This is a genomic window from Pseudomonas shiyinii, assembly GCF_056725765.1.
The window spans coordinates 573567-590748 of sequence record NZ_CM161522.1 but is presented as its reverse complement, the minus strand read 5'-3'; the positions used below and the strand labels follow the sequence as shown (position 1 = coordinate 590748).

General features: G+C 63.5%; 11 protein-coding genes. 9 read left to right on the top strand and 2 right to left on the bottom strand.

Annotated elements, in window-relative coordinates:
- Window positions 1-90: 90 nt before the first annotated feature.
- Window positions 91-1218, bottom strand: a complete 1128-nt coding sequence (locus tag ACXHGZ_RS02855) for a polysaccharide deacetylase family protein (protein ID WP_480462286.1) — start codon at window positions 1216-1218, stop codon at window positions 91-93.
- A gap of 136 nt (window positions 1219-1354) precedes the next feature.
- Between ACXHGZ_RS02855 and yaaA the strand changes: the two genes are divergently transcribed.
- The gene (gene yaaA / locus ACXHGZ_RS02850) at window positions 1355-2134 is read left to right on the top strand and encodes a peroxide stress protein YaaA (protein WP_480462285.1); all 780 of its coding nucleotides are present in this window, start codon (window positions 1355-1357) and stop codon (window positions 2132-2134) included.
- A 51-nt stretch (window positions 2135-2185) separates the two neighbouring features.
- On the opposite strand, the gene ACXHGZ_RS02845 is transcribed toward yaaA, so the two are convergent.
- Window positions 2186-5026, bottom strand: coding sequence for an RHS repeat-associated core domain-containing protein (locus ACXHGZ_RS02845; protein ID WP_480462284.1), 2841 nt, complete (start codon window positions 5024-5026; stop codon window positions 2186-2188).
- Window positions 5027-5877: 851 nt separating this feature from the next.
- Here ACXHGZ_RS02845 and ACXHGZ_RS02840 point away from each other — a divergent pair.
- The 8 genes from ACXHGZ_RS02840 to ACXHGZ_RS02805 are packed head-to-tail and all read left to right on the top strand — an operon-like array spanning window position 5878 to window position 17102.
- A complete protein-coding gene (locus ACXHGZ_RS02840; protein ID WP_480462283.1) occupies window positions 5878-7194 on the top strand; it encodes a nucleotide sugar dehydrogenase in 1317 nt (438 codons plus the stop codon).
- A gap of 59 nt (window positions 7195-7253) precedes the next feature.
- The gene (gene alg8 / locus ACXHGZ_RS02835) at window positions 7254-8735 is read left to right on the top strand and encodes a mannuronan synthase (protein WP_216356236.1); all 1482 of its coding nucleotides are present in this window, start codon (window positions 7254-7256) and stop codon (window positions 8733-8735) included.
- A gap of 36 nt (window positions 8736-8771) precedes the next feature.
- The gene (locus tag ACXHGZ_RS02830) at window positions 8772-9935 is read left to right on the top strand and encodes a PilZ domain-containing protein (RefSeq protein WP_480462282.1); all 1164 of its coding nucleotides are present in this window, start codon (window positions 8772-8774) and stop codon (window positions 9933-9935) included.
- A gap of 13 nt (window positions 9936-9948) precedes the next feature.
- A complete protein-coding gene (gene algK / locus ACXHGZ_RS02825) occupies window positions 9949-11472 on the top strand; it encodes an alginate biosynthesis TPR repeat lipoprotein AlgK (protein WP_480462281.1) in 1524 nt (507 codons plus the stop codon).
- Complete coding sequence (locus ACXHGZ_RS02820) at window positions 11469-12947, top strand: alginate export family protein (RefSeq protein WP_084857168.1); 1479 nt, start codon at window positions 11469-11471, stop codon at window positions 12945-12947. The genes algK and ACXHGZ_RS02820 overlap by 4 nt, the downstream gene beginning before the upstream one ends.
- A gap of 19 nt (window positions 12948-12966) precedes the next feature.
- Window positions 12967-14529 carry a mannuronan 5-epimerase AlgG gene (algG, locus tag ACXHGZ_RS02815; RefSeq protein WP_480462280.1) on the top strand — a complete coding sequence of 521 codons (1563 nt, stop codon included), beginning with the start codon at window positions 12967-12969 and terminating at the stop codon, window positions 14527-14529.
- A gap of 13 nt (window positions 14530-14542) precedes the next feature.
- Window positions 14543-15988, top strand: a complete 1446-nt coding sequence (locus ACXHGZ_RS02810; protein ID WP_480462279.1) for an alginate O-acetyltransferase — start codon at window positions 14543-14545, stop codon at window positions 15986-15988.
- Between the two features lie 7 nt (window positions 15989-15995).
- Window positions 15996-17102, top strand: a complete 1107-nt coding sequence (locus tag ACXHGZ_RS02805) for a mannuronate-specific alginate lyase (protein WP_480462278.1) — start codon at window positions 15996-15998, stop codon at window positions 17100-17102.
- Window positions 17103-17182 lie beyond the last annotated feature (80 nt).

Here is a 17182-nt window from a genome sequence, read left to right as displayed (position 1 = left end):
CGGGGCTTGGCTTGCGGCCGGGACGGGTCTAGAGTCAAAGATCAAGCACGGCGTCATTGCGCGATATACACCGTTCCTGCAGTGGCCCTCTTACTCGCGCCGCCCGTATTCCAGGCAATCCTCCCAGCCGATCCCGCTCTGCGCCGTACTGCGCAACAACCACTCCACTGCCGGCTGCGCCTTGGGTTGGCTGTCGTGCAGCTGGATCACGCCCTTGCGCCACAACAACATCAAGGTCAGTACCCGCTGGGCCGAGGCCTGGGCGCTCAAGGCGCTGTCATCCTGGGCATCGATGTCCCACAACGATACTTGCAGTTTCTGACGCCTCATGAACGCCTCGCCATCGGCCCTGCGCTGCCCATAGGGCGGTCGGAACAGCGGCACGTACTGCTCCGGCAGGTCTGCCTGGACCCGCGCCTGGGCTCGGCGCAGCGAGTCCTGCCAATCCTGCCACTGGGCATGCGAGCGGTACTCCCAACCCTGGATACCCACGCATTGGCCGTCATAGAGTGCGCCGAGCGAGCCAGCCGCACCGGCGTCACGTCGCTGTTGCAGGCGGTTGCCGATGACGAAGAACAGGCCGCCAAGCTTCTGCCGGCGCAGGTAGTCAGCCAGCACGTCGGTACTGCCGCCTGCCGGGCCAGGGCCACCGACGAAGGTCAGCAGGAACATCCGGTCGTTGAGCTCGTCGCCATTGCGCTCGCGGCTGGAGACGCGGTCGATCTCACTGCTGGTCTGGGGCAACACCGCCGCCTTGCGCAGCTGTTCGTCCAGGTAACGACTATGGAACTGCCGGCTGGGCTCGATCCATGGCACATAGAACTCCCCCACGTCGGCAGCGAAATTGGCAGCCAGGGTGCGCAACTCGGCCATCGAGTCCAGGGGGTAGCAGAACGAGGCATCCTGTTCACAGCTTCGCTGGGCCTGTTGGTAGTTTTCCCACAGCCTTTGCCACATGCGCGCACGCACCGCACGCACCGACGCCAGGTTGACCTGACGCAGCTGCAAACGCGCCGCCAGGGCCGGTTCGTCGAGCAACTCGCTTTCCTGCAGCACTTGGGCGAATGACAGGATCTCGGCCCGGGAGGCGACATCGAACAGCGCCGGGCTGTCCAGCTGCTCCGGCCACGAGCTGCGGTCCAGGCTGGCCACAGGTAACGGGGCGGCCTGGGCAGCCAGGCTCAGCAGGGCCGTCAACAGGACGAAGGCAATACGCACGATCGGACTCTCCGCAGCATCATCACGCGCACTATAACGTGGCGCCCGTCGATGGTCCGCGACTATCGTCGCCATAGTTTGGCCTCGCCTGCGCCAACCCGTAGAATCGGCGCCGACGATTCCAGGAGCCGACCCGATGCTGACGGTGATTTCCCCCGCCAAGACCCTCGACTACGACACCCCGCCGGTGACCCAGCGCTTCACCCTGCCCCAGTACCTGGACGACTCCCAGGAGCTGATCACCCAGCTGCGCGAATTCACGCCCGCCCAGATCGCTGAACTGATGCATCTGTCCGACAAGCTTGCCGGCCTCAACGCCGCCCGCTTCGGCAGCTGGACACCGGATTTCACGCCCGCCAATGCCAAGCAGGCCCTGCTGGCCTTCAAAGGTGACGTGTACACGGGGCTCGATGCCGAAAGCCTCGGCGAAGACGATTTCACTTACGCCCAGGATCACCTGCGCATGCTCTCGGGCCTGTACGGCCTGTTGCGACCACTGGACCTGATGCAGCCTTACCGCCTGGAGATGGGCACCAAGCTGGCCAACGCCCGCGGCAAGGACCTCTACGCCTTCTGGGGCACACGTATCAGCGAATGGTTGAACCAGGCCTTGGCCGACCAAGGCGATGACGTGCTGCTGAACCTGGCGAGCAACGAGTACTTCAGCGCAGTCAAGCGCAGCGCATTGAAGGCGCGGGTGGTCAATGTCGACTTCAAGGACCTGAAAAACGGCCAGTACAAGATCATCAGCTTCTATGCCAAGAAGGCTCGCGGGATGATGAGCCGCTTCGTGATCCAGGAACGGATCGACACCCCCGAGCAACTCAAACGGTTCGATGTGCAGGGGTATTACTACAGTGCCGAGCAGTCGAAGCCGGATCATTTGGTGTTCCTGCGGGATCATCCCTCCGACTGAATATGGCAGGGGCGGATCGAACACCCGCCCCTGGTTCCGTCAGGGTATTGCCTAACTGCGAAGAAGCGATTTGAAACCGTTTCGTCTGGCAGGGACTGAAGACGAAACTTTCGTGTTGTGACCCTCTGCTGCAACACGGCTGGGGTTGGCGGCGCTTTGTTGTGCGCCTCGCATCTGCTGCATTAACTCTGACACTTGCGAAATTCTTTTATTCCCTACCGCTTCACCATAATGAGCCAAAAGCGTTTTAAGTTTATTGATTTTCTGATCCAACAGCTCTTTTCTTTTGCCCGTATTGAATTCACTACTCCATTGGTATAGCTGTTCGTCGATGCTGAGCTCAAGTTTTTCTCCGGCCTCTCTCAGCAAACGTGAAAATATAGATGACCTGGACTCATCATAGGCCCGCCCCCGCGCCTCGACCTCTTTGCGCAGACCATGTTCGCCCAGGAATTCCAGCACGCGCCGAGCCCGCTCGGCACGGTCCTGTATGCTGCGAAACTCTTGGACTTTGTTCACATATTCTTCCGGCGACGACAACATCGTCATACGCGGCATGTGCGGGGAGGGGTCATATTTATGCTTATATTTGAAGTTGTGCGAAATGGCACCTTCATGACCTCCGGGCGTCTTATAATGACCGGTCTCGTTGGTCACTTTTTGATCAGGGTACAGAACGCCGACAAAATCAGGAAACCCCTTTTCTTCGGGACGTATACTCAAATGCCGATTTGCTGCGCTTGCATAAATATTGTCCCCCCAGATGGCGATGGCCAATCCATCCCTCGGTATGGCATCACCCTCGCGGTACGGGACATAGCCGCTCTCCAGGCTTGTGAGACCGGTAAATATATCGTTCACGAACACGCTGACGGGAGGAATGACCGGCTCGAAGCCTTGCTCATCAATGAATGACAATGGGTTGTTCCTACACATCCTGAACAAATTGATACTGTCCACCAATCCACCCGGGTCGGCACTCAACCATCGACCCAGTTCGGGCTGGTAGTATCGCCAGCCGTAGCAATACAACCCCGTCGCATCCTGCTCCTTGCCTGAATAGCGCATCGTCCGTTGGGTCAGGTTGCTCACTTCCTCGGCAGCCTCGTCACGCCCCACCGTACCGCCATAGGGCGCGTATTCCTCTCGGGAAATGAGTGTGCCCGACTCGTCTGTCTCCCCTCCCACGCTGGTCAGATGATCAGTGAAGCAATAGCGCAGATGGACCGTGCCTGTGAGCCGATCCTCCACCACCCGTACACTGCCTGCTTCGCTGATGACGATGTGCTTCTGCGGATCGCTTTTGCCTGTCAGCCACCGCTGGCGAACCTCGCAACCGCCGGCATAGGTCGTGATCGTGGTCTGCATGCCTGCGCTGACCTGTGCCGTATGGACCTTGCGGGTGCGAGTGCCGCCGTCGGCGTAGTGGTAGCGCTCGCTGTCATCATCGCCATCGACGCGGCTGACAGGCGTGACCTTGCCGAGCTGGTTGTCGGCCAGCCACTGCAACGCCCTGCCGTCGGCCAGTTGCTTTTGCAGGCCTCCCGCGAGGAAGCCCGTCTCCGGTGTCAGGCTGTGGCCCTTCACCATCGCCCGGTTGCTGCCCTCGGAAATCTGTAGCTCTCGGGTGCGGTTGCCCGCGACACTGACATGGCGGATCGTCGTCAGGTTGTTGCCATCGTCATAGCTGTACTGCTCGCTATAAGGTGCCCAAACGCTGCCCGACGAGGCCTCGGCGCCGTGGTAGCGGGCCACCGGCGTGCGCTCCCGGCCCGTGGCGCTGGCCAGGCGGTACAAGGTGTCGTAGCTGTATTCGCGCAGCCCGGTGGCCTGTTGGTTGGCGTGCCAGGTGGGGTCGGCCCCCTGGTCTTCCAGGCTGATGATGTTGCCCACCGGGTCATAGCGGTAGTGCAGGTCGCTGATGACCAGTGGCCCTTTGCGGTGCCCCTCGGGGCGCTCGGTCAGGTGCCGGCTCAGGCGCTGGGTTTTGGGGGCGTATTCATAGCGATCGATGACGCCATTGCCCGCCGTTTGCGACAACACCACGCCGTCGGCCCGGTACTGGATAGCCTTCAGGGTGACAGCCTGCTTGACGCTGCCCTGCTCCGTGTACGCCAGGCGTGTCTGGGCCACCGCTCCGTTGATGGCATAGTCGGTGATCGAGATGACGCCGGCCGCATTGGTCATCGCCAGCGGCGCGCCGGTCGCGTCATAGGTGCCGGCGATGGACAACGGCGCTTCGGTGTCGTCCGCCGTGGTCGTCGTCCAGTCCAGCGTCTCGATCTCAGGCTTGAGCAAGCGCTGTTCGCTGGCCAGGGGCTGGCCTGTCAGCGCAACGCTCAAGGGCCGGCTGATGCCGGCATTGTTGCGCAGTTCCACCTGGCTCCCGGCCAGGTTCAGCGCTTGCCATTTCGCCTCGGCCAACGGCGCATACGTGTACTGCTCACGCACGCGCCCAACCGGCGCGCCAAGCGCTGTTTCGCTCAGCGACAATGGCCGGCCGCCGGCATTGGCCGACTCGTAGGCAGCCGTGGACACGGTGCCCTGGGCATTGCGCGACCACAAGGGGCGGCCTGCCACGTCGGGCAACGTGAAAGCGGCATCGCCATCGGCGGTATGCAGGCACAAGGGTTGGCCGGCCAACCCTGAAACGGTGAGCGCATCGGCATTGCCGGTGGCGGCGTTGTTCAACGCCCGGGCGCCCAACAGCCGCGTGGTGCGGCTGAACGGGCAAACGACCGTGCGGCTGACCAGCACGCGGGCAGGTGCCCGCGCAGCCTGGGGAGTGCGCAACAACGATAAGGTGCGAAACGTGCCCGACACGGCAGGGGTGCCCGCGTGCAGGGCATCGGATTGATGACCGACCCAGCCGGTCGAACGGCTATCCAACATATAACGGCGATTCCACTCAGCCTCATTGAAGGCTCGAAGATAGCAACGAAGAACACACCGCCAAACTGTGAGAACACCGAGGTCATCGCCCGTCAGGATGAGCACTGATCGAGGCGTACAACAGGCCCTGCTTCAAAACGCCACCACGTCATTCGCTCGACGCCAAAATCCTGGCGACCTAGCCCTTATCGCAAAATGCCATAAGACCGTTCGTAGTTTTTTGACGTTTTTTGAAAAATTTTTTCACATGCTGGCATATAACCATCCCGCATCAATTCGGCCCTTTATATATAGGGGTTACACCGGACCGTGCTATCAATTTGAAAGTATTTCCGACTGAGAAAATATTTAGAAATCTTTCACCGGTGCGAAACCGACCTTGGAACTTCTGCTACCGACGATGGCTCATAGGACCCGTAACGCATTTCCTGCGGCAGACGTGAGAAATGACTTACAGATGACAACCGGCCGGTATCCACTACCGGCTCCGATAACTTCGACAGGCGCAACGGTACCGACCGAGGCCCCTGTCCACGAAGGAGAGACGCGCCCCTACTAATCGTCCTAGTGGTTGATTTCATAGGATTTTTCCAATTGAAAGAACAAGCACAGCAGTATGCGAACTAGCACACTGCAATAAAGACGGCTGCATTTCAGGGCACGCCTTTTAATTACTGGCCTTTGACTGCCAATAGTGAGTGCACAACTTTGCGCGCTCCGGATTTATTCATGCCTGCGTTCGGCGAACTGTCCATTCGCCAGGGAGCCGTGCGCCCGAAAACTGCTGGTCAATCAACCCGGTTCGGTTCTTCCCGGAGGAACCGACGTGATAAACACACGAGGTGAATACGATGCGTATCAGCATCTTTGGTTTGGGTTATGTGGGTGCCGTCTGTGCAGGTTGCCTGTCGGCACGGGGCCATGAAGTGATTGGTGTGGACGTGTCCAAGACCAAGATCGACCTGATCAACCAGGGCAAGTCGCCCATCGTCGAGCCGGGTCTGGAGCCGCTCCTGCAGCAAGGCATCGCCAATGGCCGCCTGCGTGGCACCACCGACTTCGCCGAAGCCATTCGTGCCAGTGACGTGTCGATGATCTGCGTCGGCACCCCGAGCAAGAAGAACGGCGACCTGGGCCTTGAGTACATCGAGTCGGTGTGCCGCGAGATCGGCTACGTACTGCGCGATACCGAGCGCCGCCACACCATCGTGGTCCGCAGCACCGTACTGCCGGGCACCGTCAAGAACGTGGTGATCCCGATCCTCGAAGACTGCTCCGGCAAGAAGGCCGGCGTCGACTTCGGCGTCGCGGTCAACCCTGAGTTCCTGCGCGAAAGCACCGCCATCGCCGACTACGACCGCCCACCGATGACCGTCATCGGTGAGCTGGACAAAGCCAGCGGCGACGTGCTCCAGGCCATCTACGAGGAGCTGGACGCGCCGATCATCCGCAAGCCGGTCGAAGTGGCCGAGATGATCAAGTACACCTGCAACGTCTGGCACGCCACCAAGGTCACCTTCGCCAACGAGATCGGCAACATCGCCAAGGCCGTGGGTGTCGATGGCCGCGACGTGATGGACGTGGTCTGCCAGGACAAGGTGCTGAACCTGTCCCAGTACTACATGCGCCCAGGCTTCGCCTTCGGCGGCTCGTGCCTGCCCAAGGACGTGCGCGCCCTGACCTACCGCGCCTCGAGCCTGGACGTGAAGGCACCGCTGCTCGACTCGCTGATGCGCAGCAACGAGTCCCAGGTGCAGAACGCCTTCGACATCATCGAAAGCCACGACAAGCGCAAGGTCGCCCTGCTGGGCCTGTCGTTCAAGGCCGGCACCGATGACCTGCGTGAAAGCCCGCTGGTGGAACTGGCCGAGCGCCTGATCGGCAAGGGCTACGAGCTGAACATCTACGACCAGAACGTCCAGTACGCCCGCGTCCACGGCGCCAACAAGGACTACATCGAGTCGAAGATCCCCCACGTGTCCTCGCTGCTCAACGATGACCTGCAGCACGTCATCGACAGCGCCGACGTGATCGTCCTGGGCAACCGCGACGAGAAGTTCCGCGCCCTCGCCCAGCAGGCGCCGGAAGGCAAGCAGGTGATCGACCTGGTCGGCTTCATGACCAAGCCGACCTGCACCACCAGCCGTACCGAAGGCATCTGCTGGTAACCGGCCGGGCAGCGGGCAACCGCTGCCCTTCCCCCTGATTCTCGCGACGGATGCTGAACATGCAAAGGCTCCAGACAGTGCTGTTGCAGTGCGCCGGGTGGCTGCTCTACGTGAGCCTGCTCATGCTGATCGCCCTGGCCCTGCCCAGCGACATCTTCGACTCGCAGTCGAAGCACTTCATCTTCCTGGTCGGCGCTGTCGGCATCTGGCGCTATTCCATGGGCGCCACCCATTTCATCCGTGGCATGGTCTTCCTCTACGGCGTCTACCCGTACCTGCGCCGCAAAGTGCGCAAGCTGGGCAAGGCGGCCGACCCGTCCCACGTGTACCTGATGGTCACCAGCTTCCGCATCGACGCCCATACCACCGCGCAGGTCTACAGCTCGGTGATCCGCGAGGCGATCGATTGTGGCTACCCCACCACCGTGGTCTGCTCGCTGGTGGAGATGTCCGATGAGCTGCTGGTCAAGAGCCTGTGGGCCCGCTACAACCCGCCCGCCCACGTCAAGCTGGACTTCGTGCGCATCGCCGGTACCGGCAAGCGCGACGGCCTGGCCTTCGGCTTCCGCGCCATCTCGCGGATGATGCCCGACGAGCATGCGGTGGTCGCGGTGATCGACGGCGACACCGTGCTCGGCGAAGGCGTGGTCCGCAAGACCGTACCTTGGTTCAAGCTGTTCCCCAATGTCGGTGGCCTGACCACCAACGAATTCTGCGAAGTGCGCGGCGGCTACATCATGAGCGAGTGGCACAAGCTGCGCTTCGCCCAGCGCCACATCAACATGTGCTCGATGGCCTTGTCCAAGCGCGTGCTGACCATGACCGGGCGTATGTCGATGTTCCGCGCAAGCGTGGTGACCAACCCCGAGTTCATCGCCGACGTGGAAAGCGACTCGCTGCACCACTGGCGCCTGGGCCGCTTCAAGTTCCTTACCGGTGACGACAAGTCCAGCTGGTTCAGCCTCATGCGCCTGGGCTACGACACCTTCTACGTGCCGGACGCGGCGATCAACACGGTCGAGCACCCGCCGGAGAAGAGCTTCCTCAAGGCCAGCCGCAAGCTGATGTACCGCTGGTACGGCAACAACCTGCGACAGAACTCCCGCGCACTGGGCCTGGGCCTCAAGCGCCTGGGGCTGTTCACCAGCATCGTCCTGTTCGACCAGCGCGTGTCCATGTGGACCAGCCTGCTGGGCCTGACCGTGGCGGTGATCGCCAGCCTCAAGTTCGGCCTGGGCTTCTTGCTGGTGTACCTGCTGTGGATCGGCATCACCCGCCTGATCCTCACCATCATGCTGCTGTGCTCGGGCCACAACGTAGGGCCGGCCTACCCGCTGATCCTTTATTACAACCAGATCGTCGGCGCGATCATGAAGATCTACGTGTTCTTCCGCCTCGACAAACAGTCGTGGACCCGCCAGCCGACTGCGCTCAAGCGTGACCTCGCAAGTTTTCAACAATGGTTCAACACCTGGTCCTCGCGGACCATGACCTTCTCGGCGGCCAGCATCTTCGTCGCTGTGCTGTTCATGATCGTGTGAGCCCCCCGGAACGGAACTAACAGGAAAGAAATCGCCATGAATACCGCCGTGAACGCCAATGTCGTGCATGAGTCCGAAGCCCAGCGCCAGCATGTACGGGTACGCATCCCCGCCAAGCTGCGCTACCTGGACCGCAATCGCGAGACGCACGATGTGAAGGTGGACGATCTCTCCGCCGGGGGCCTGTCCTTCCATACCAACAAACCGCTGAATGTCGGGGACGTGCTGCGTGGCCGCCTGCAGTTCACGGTCGACAACCTGGGCCTGTCCATGGACGTCGAGTTCCAGGTCCGCTCCTACCAGAGCACCGGCCGCACCGGCGTGCAGTTCCAGAACCTGGAGCCGCGCGACGTGGCGACCCTGCGTCACATCATCACCACCTTCCTGTCCGGCGAGATGATCGACGTGGGCGGCGTGCTCAGCACCCTGCAGCGCGACAACTTCACCAAGGCGCGCAAGCAGAAGGACAACGGCTCGGGCCTGTCGGCCTTCGGCCGCCTGCGCGCGGTCACCGTCAGCCTCGGCGTGTTCGTGGTCGGCGTGGCCGCCTTCGGCTTCATCGCCAAGTCGCTGTATGGCATGTACTTCGTCAGCCACGCCGAGGCCGGTGTGGTCGCCGTACCCACCACCAACGTCACCATGCCCCGCGACGGCACCGTGCAGAGCCTGGTGGAAAGTGGCGGCCAGGTGGTCAAGGGCGCGCCGCTGGCAAGCTTCAGCACCAGCATGCTGGACATGCTCAAGGGCCACCTGGATGACTCGCAGCTCGAGCCGGCCAAGGTCGAGGAGCTGTTCGGCAAGCAGTTGTCCGGCACCCTCACCAGCCCCTGCGACTGCGTGGTCTCGCGCCAGTTGGTGGACGACGGCCAGTATGCAGCCAAAGGCCAGCCGATCTTCCAGCTGGTCCCACGTACCAGCAACCCGATGATCGAGGCACGCTTCAGCTACCGCCAGTTCGACCAGGTCAAGCCCGGCACCCGCGTGCAGTTCCAGATCGCCGGCGAAGACGATGTACGCACCGGCCAGATCGTCAGCAGCGCCAACCTCAACAGTGAGGACCTGGCCTCGGACATCCGCGTGCAGATCAAGCCCGACGGCGCCCTGCCTGCCGAACTGGCTGGCCGCCCTGCCTCCGTCAATACCGACCGTGGCCCGTCGCTGGACTGGCTGATCGACAAGGCCGTGGCTCGCGGGCTGTAAGAGGGATCGAACGATGACTAGCGGACTTCGCACCCCCTGTGGGAACCGGCTTGCCGGCGATCGAGCGCGCAGCGCACGCCCAGCCGCGGCATTGGCCAATCGCTGGCAAGCCAGCTCGCACTGGGCCCGGGAAAACCTGGGGCTCTGTGGCCTGGCCCTGGCCGTCGCCCTGGCCGGCTGTGCCGGCCTGCCCGACCAGCGCCTGGCCAACGAGGCCATGAAGCGCGGTGATACCGCCCTGGCCGAGCGCAACTACAAGGCCCTGGCCGACCTGGGCTACAGCGATGCCCAGGTCGGCCTGGCCGATATCCAGGTCGCCACCCGCGACCCGGCCCAGCTCAAGCAGGCCGAGGCCACCTACCGCGCCGCTGCAGCCACTTCGCCGCGTGCCCAGGCCCGCCTCGGCCGCCTGCTGGTGGCCAAGCCCGACGCCACCCAGGCCGAGCGCCAGGAGGCCGAGACCCTGCTCAAGCTCGCGGCGCAACAAGGTGAGAGCAACACCCTGATCCCCCTGGCGATGCTCTACCTGCAGTACCCGCAGAGCTTCCCCAACGTCAACGCCCAACAGCAGATCGACCAGTGGCGCGCCGCCGGCAACCCCGAGGCGGGCCTGGCCCAGGTGCTGCTCTATCGCACCCAGGGCACCTACGACCAGCATCTGGGCGATGTGGAGAAGATCTGCAAGGCCGCGCTGAGCACCACCGACATCTGCTACGTGGAACTGGCCACCGTCTACCAGAAGCGTGCCCAGCCCGACCAGCAGGCCGCGCTGATCCAGCAGCTCAAGGCTGCCTACGGCAGCGGCGCGGTACCGGCCACCCGGGTCGACAGCGTCGCCCGCGTCCTGGCCGACCGCAGCCTGGGCCAGACCGACGAGAAGACCGCCAAGGAACTGCTCGAACACGTGGCCCCGGTCAACCCGGCCTCTTGGGTGAGCCTGGCGCAACTGGTGTACGACTTCCCCGAGCTCGGCGACACCGACCAACTGCTGGCCTACATCGACAAGGGCCGCGAGGCCGAACAGCCGCGCGCCGAACTGCTGCTGGGCCGCCTCTACTACGAAGGCAAGACCTTGCCGGCCGACGCGGTGAAAGCCGAAGAACACCTGCAGAACGCCGCAGCGGCTGGCGAAGTCAGCGCCCATTACTACCTGGGCCAGCTGTACCGCCGCGGCTACCTGGGCCATGTCGAGCCACAGAAGGCCGTGGACCACCTGCTCGGTGCCGCCCGTGGCGGGCAGAACAGCGCCGACTATGCCCTGGCCCAGTTGTTCAGCGAAGGCCGCGGCATCCGCCCGGCCCCCACCAATGCCTGGGTATTCGCCCAACTGGCCCAGGCCAACCCGACGCCCCAATCGGCCGAGCTGCTGCAAAAGCTCGACCAGCAACTGACACCCGAGCAACGCAACCAGGCCCAGCAACTGCTGGACCAGGAAAAGCAGGCGCGCGGCAGCATGGCCCAGGTCGGCAACAGCACCCTGGCCCAGGAAGCCCTGCAAGACGAAGAAAAAGAAGTAGACGGTGAGGACTCGCTATGACGCTCAATCCATTCGTGAAAGCCGGCATTGGCCTGAGCTTCGCCCTGCTGTGGTCCTGCCCGACCCTGGCGGAAATGACAGCCGACAAGAACTTCGGCCTGGACATCAAGATCACCGGCCAGTCCGAGGACGACCGTGACCTGGGCACCCGCTCCGGCGGCGACGTCAACGGCCTGGGCCTTGACCTGCGCCCCTGGGTATATGGCGAGCGCGGCAACTGGAGCGCCTTCGCCATGGGCCAGGCGGTGGCCGCCACCGACATCATCGAGACCGACACCCTGCGCCAGTCCGACGACGGCAGCACCGTGGACAACGCCGACGATGGCCGCAAGCCCGACAAGAGCTACCTGGCGATGCGCGAATTCTGGGTCGGCTACAGCGGCTTCACCCCGTACCCGGGCGAGCAGCTGCGCTTCGGTCGCCAGCGCCTGCGCAGCGACGACGGCATGTGGCGCGACACCAACATCGAGGCGCTGAACTGGACCTTCGACACCACCCTGCTCAAGGCCGACCTGGGCGTGGCCCAGCGCTTCAGCGAATACCGCACCGACCTCACCGAGCTCGCCCCCGAGGACAAGGACCGTACCCACGTCTACGGTAACGTCGCCACCCAATGGACGCCGGGGCACTGGGTTGGCGTGCGTGCCCACCACACCCACGACAGCGGCAGCCTGAAAGACCCGGGCGAAACCGTCGATGCGCTGGACAAGACCCGCACCGGCGATCTCACCTGGCTGGGCCTGGAAGCCAACAGCGACGCCTACAACTGGCGCAACGACCACACCGTCAACTACTGGGGCAGCGTCACCTGGCTGACCGGCGATCGCGACACCCTCAGCAGCCAGACCGTGGGCAACGAGCAGGTCGCCACCGGCAAGCAGAGCGGTGACGTCAATGCCTGGGCCACCGACCTGGGCGTGCGCCTGCGCCTGAACCCCAACTGGCAGGTCGGTGCGGCCTATGCCCGCGGCAGCGGCGGTGGCGGCAGCGACGGCTCGAGCAACTACGAGCAGACCGGCCTCGAGAGCAACCGCTCCAACTACACCGGCACCCGCTCGCGCGTACACCGCTTCGGCGAAGCCTTCCGTGGCGAGCTGGGCAACCTGCAGGCAGCCACCCTGTTCGCCTCCTGGCAGCTGCGCGACGACTACGACGCAAGCTTCATCTACCACAAGTTCTGGCGCGTCGATGACCAGCAGAACATCGGTTCCAGCGGCATCAACGCCGTGGTCGAGGACAACGGCGTGAACCGTCCGCTGATCAACGGCGAGAAGGACCTGGGCCAGGAGATGGACGTGGTGGTCACCAAGTACTTCAAGCAGGGCCTGCTGCCGGCTTCGCTGAGCCAGTCGATCGACGAGCCGTCGGCCCTGGTGCGCCTGCGTGCCGGCGTGTTCAAGCCGGGCGACGCCTACGGCAGCGAGACCGACTCCTACATGCACCGCGCCTTCGTCGACGTGATCTGGCGCTACTGAGGCCCGGGAGAGGACACTCATGAACCTTCACCCGAATTTCCGCCACGGCCTGCTGGCCAGCGCCCTGCTGCTGGCCAGCAGTGGCCTGGCCCTGGCCGAGCCGGCCAAGCCGGTGGTCAAGGAGTTGCAGCAGGCCAAGACCTACACGGTCTCCAGCGCACCGGTCGAGCCGTTGCACATGGATCCGCCCAAGCTGCCCGACCTCACCGGCTATACCGCTGAAGCGGTACAGAAGAAGCTCGATCGCAGTCGCAAGGGCAAGGTCAGTGTGCGCCGCATGCTCCAGGAGGAGTCGCTCAAGGAATTCATCGGCGGCGACAACAAGGGCGCCGAATGGGTTCGACGCCAGCACGGCATTCCCCAGGCAATCTTCGTCGATGAGGGGCATGTCGACCTGGTACAACTGAGCAAGCAGGTGCCCAAGCAGTACCTGCGCGAGACCGAACCGGGGGTTTACCTGGCGCGTCTGCCGATCGTGGTCGGCCAGAAAGGCGTGCTGGAAATCAATGGCAAGGTCAAGGAGCTGCGCCTGTCCCAGGAGGGCGGTTCGTTCATCGTCAACGACGGCAAGCTGTTCGTCACCGACACCAAGGTCACCGGCTGGCGCGAGCAGGCCAACGGCCCGGCCACCTTCCGCAAGCCGGACGAGTTCCGCCCGTTCCTGCTGTCCTGGGGCGGCACCGAGACCTACATCGTCAACACCAAGATGGCCAGCTTCGGCTACGCCAAGAGTAAGTCGTACGGGGTGAGTATCTCCCAGTACACGCCGAACATGGCCAAGCGCATGGGCCGCCCGGAACCCACCGGCTGGATCATCGGCTCGGAGTTCAGCGACATGTGGTACGGCTTCTACTGCTACGAGACCCAGGACTTCGTGGTCAAGGACAACACCTACCGCGACAACATCGTCTATGGCATCGACCCCCACGACCGCTCGCATCGGCTGATCATCGCCGGCAACACCGTGTACGGCACCAAGAAGAAGCACGGGATCATCATTTCCCGTGAGGTCAACGACAGCTGGATCATCAACAACAAGAGCTACGACAACAAGCTCTCCGGTGTGGTCCTGGACCGTAACAGCGTCAACAACCTGGTCGCCTACAACGAGATCTACCGCAATCACACCGACGGCATCACGTTGTACGAGAGCGGCGACAACCTGATCTGGGGCAACAAGCTGATCAACAACCGCCGCCACGGCATCCGCGTGCGTAACAGCGTGAACATCCGCCTGTATGAGAACGTCGCCATGGCCAACGGCCTGGTCGGTGTGTACGGCCACATCAAGGACCTTTCCGACACCGACCGCGACATCGCCCTCGACCCGTTCGACACCAAGGTCTCGCTGATCGTCGTCGGTGGCGAACTGGCGGCCAACGGCTCCGGCCCGCTGTCGATCGACTCGCCGCTGTCGGTGGAGCTGTACAAGGTCTCCATGCTGGCACCGCGCAAATCCAACGGCATCAGCCTCAACGGCGTGCTGGGCGAGCGCCAGGACGAAATCCTCGACCTGCTGGTGCGCCAGCAGAAGGCTGTGCTGATCGACCCGGTCGAACGCCAGGCCGAAATGATCGACTAAGGAAGCCCAGACCATGACCCCACACCTGATGAAACTGCTCGGCCTGTCCGCCGCCCTCCTGGCCATCAGCCAGGGCGTGCGCGCCGCCGATGTGCAGGCCCCGAGCTTCACCGCCGAGCCTTGCTGCCAGCTGTGCCCCGAAGCCCACGACGCCAGCCGCTACGTGACCCGCTACCAGCAGAACTTCACCACCCTGGTCCAGGCCCAGGGCGACTGGCTGTTCCGTACCCGCGAAGACCTGCGCACCGAATTCAGCACCACCCCGGCCGGCTACAAACGCCTGCAGCAGGTCCACGATGCCTTCAAGAAACGCGGCATCGAACTGGTGCTGGTGTACCAGCCGACCCGTGGCCTGGTGAACCGCAACATGCTCAACCCGGCCGAGAAAGCCGCCTTCGACTACCAGAAGGCCCTGGGCAACTACCGCGCCATGCTCCAACGCTTCGCCAAGATGGGCTACAACGTGCCCGACCTGTCGCCGTTGACCAACGAGCAACTGGCCGCGGCCGACCAAGGCAAGGACTTCTACTTCCGCGGCGACCAGCACTGGACGCCGTACGGCGCCGAGCGCGCGGCCAAGATCGTGGCCGACACCGTGCATGACATGCCAGCCTTCGACGGCATCCCGCGCAAGGAATTCGAGACCCACAAGTCCGGGCGCATGGGCAAGACCGGCACCCTGCACAACGTTGCCGGCCAGCTGTGCGGCACCAGCTACGCGGTGCAGTACATGGACCAGTTCGCCACCGAGCCCAAGGGTGGTGCGAGCGGTGGTGACGACCTGTTCGGCGACTCGGGCAACGCCCAGATCACCCTGGTCGGCACCAGCCACAGTGGCAAGAACTACAACTTCTCCGGTTTCCTGCAGCAGTACATCGGTGCCGACGTGCTCAACGTCGCCTTCCCCGGCGGCGGCCTGGAAGGCTCGATGATCCAGTACCTGGGCAGCGAGGAGTTCCGGAAGAACCCACCCAAGATCCTGATCTGGGAATTCTCCCCACTCTATCGCCTGGACCAAGAAACCATCTGGCGCCAGATCCTCGCCCTGCTCGACGACGGCTGTGACGGCCGCCCTGCGCAGATGAGCGCCAGCGCCACCCTCAAGCCCGGCAAGAACGAGCTGATGGTCAATGGCAAGAACGGCGTGATCAAGGACCTGATCAACCGCAACCTGCAGATGGACATCAAGTTCGAAGACCCCTCGGTCAAGGTGCTGCAGGCCACCCTCTGGTACCTCAACGGTCGCCACGAGGACATCAAGATCGAAAAACCGGAGACCTCCGACACCGATGGCCGCTTCGTCTTCCAGATGCGCGAGGACGAGGACTGGGCTGACCAGAACCTGCTCGCCCTCGAAGTCCAGGGGCCGGAAAACGGTACCCAGAAGGTCGAGGCCAAGCTGTGCAAACGCAACAACTTCGCCGGCCATGCGCAGAACACCGCGCAGGCTGGCCAGTGAGGCGATCATGACTCCATTGCGCAAGATCACCACCCCCGCCCTGCTCGCCCTGGCCCTGTTCGGCCCGGCCGCGCAGGCCGGCGGCCTGGTGCCCCCACAGGGGTACTACGCCGGGATCGAAAAGCTCAAGACCAAGGACGGCAACTTCCGCTGCGAACCCGCGCCCAGGCCCTACACAGGCGCCTTGCAGTTTCGCAGCAAATACGAAGGTTCCGACAAGGCCCGGGCGACGTTCAATGCTGCCTCCGACAAGGCCTTCCGAAAGTCCACCGAGGACATCACCACCCTTGAACGTGGCGTGAGCAAGATGGTCGGCCAGTACATGCGCGACGGCCGCCCGGCGCAGCTGGACTGCACCCTGACCTGGCTCGGCACCTGGGCCCGGGCCGGGGCGCTGGAGTCCACCGACTACAACCACACCGGCAAGTCCATGCGCAAATGGGCGCTGGGCAGCATGAGCGGTTCGTGGCTGCGCCTGAAGTTCTCCAACTCCCAGCCGCTGGCTGCGCACCAGGCCGAGGCCGAGCTGATCGAGAAATGGCTGGCGCGCCTGGCCGAACAGACCGTGCGCGACTGGAGCGACCTGCCGCTGGAGAAGATCAACAACCATAGCTACTGGGCGGCCTGGGCGGTCATGGCCACCGCCGTGGCCACCGACCGGCGCGACCTGTTCGACTGGGCGGTGAAGGAATACAAGGTCGGCGCCAACCAGGTCGACGAGCAGGGCTTCTTGCCCAACGAGCTCAAGCGCAAGCAACGCGCCCTGGCCTACCACAACTATGCCCTGCCGCCGCTGGCGATGATCGCAAGCTTCGCCCAGGCCAACGGTGTAGACCTGCGCGGCGAGAACAACAACGCCCTGCATCGCCTGGGCCAGAAGGTGCTCTACGGCGCCCGCGACCCGAGCGCGTTCAAGAAGCGCAACGGCGAGAAGCAGGACATGAAGGACCTGAAGGTCGACAGCAAGTACGCCTGGCTCGAACCGTGGTGCAGCTTGTACCAGTGCAGCGGCGACACCCTCAAGCGCAAGCGCGGCATGCAGCCGTTCAACAACTTCCGCCTGGGTGGCGACCTGACGCGGGTCTATGACCCGAGCGCGCAAAGCAAGAAGTAACACAAACCCTGTGGGAGCCGGCTTGCCGGCGATGGGCCGCACTGCGGCCCCGGACTACCGCTGAGCAAGGCTTCGCCTTG

Coding starts and splice junctions, on each gene's coding strand:
- ACXHGZ_RS02805 (WP_480462278.1), top strand. CDS start 15,996: ATGACTCCATTGCGCAAGATCACCACCCCCGCCCTGCTCGCCCTGGCC.
- ACXHGZ_RS02820 (WP_084857168.1), top strand. CDS start 11,469: ATGACGCTCAATCCATTCGTGAAAGCCGGCATTGGCCTGAGCTTCGCC.
- algG (WP_480462280.1), top strand. CDS start 12,967: ATGAACCTTCACCCGAATTTCCGCCACGGCCTGCTGGCCAGCGCCCTG.
- ACXHGZ_RS02830 (WP_480462282.1), top strand. CDS start 8,772: ATGAATACCGCCGTGAACGCCAATGTCGTGCATGAGTCCGAAGCCCAG.
- ACXHGZ_RS02810 (WP_480462279.1), top strand. CDS start 14,543: ATGACCCCACACCTGATGAAACTGCTCGGCCTGTCCGCCGCCCTCCTG.
- ACXHGZ_RS02845 (WP_480462284.1), bottom strand. CDS start 5,026: ATGTTGGATAGCCGTTCGACCGGCTGGGTCGGTCATCAATCCGATGCC.
- yaaA (WP_480462285.1), top strand. CDS start 1,355: ATGCTGACGGTGATTTCCCCCGCCAAGACCCTCGACTACGACACCCCG.
- algK (WP_480462281.1), top strand. CDS start 9,949: ATGACTAGCGGACTTCGCACCCCCTGTGGGAACCGGCTTGCCGGCGAT.
- alg8 (WP_216356236.1), top strand. CDS start 7,254: ATGCAAAGGCTCCAGACAGTGCTGTTGCAGTGCGCCGGGTGGCTGCTC.
- ACXHGZ_RS02840 (WP_480462283.1), top strand. CDS start 5,878: ATGCGTATCAGCATCTTTGGTTTGGGTTATGTGGGTGCCGTCTGTGCA.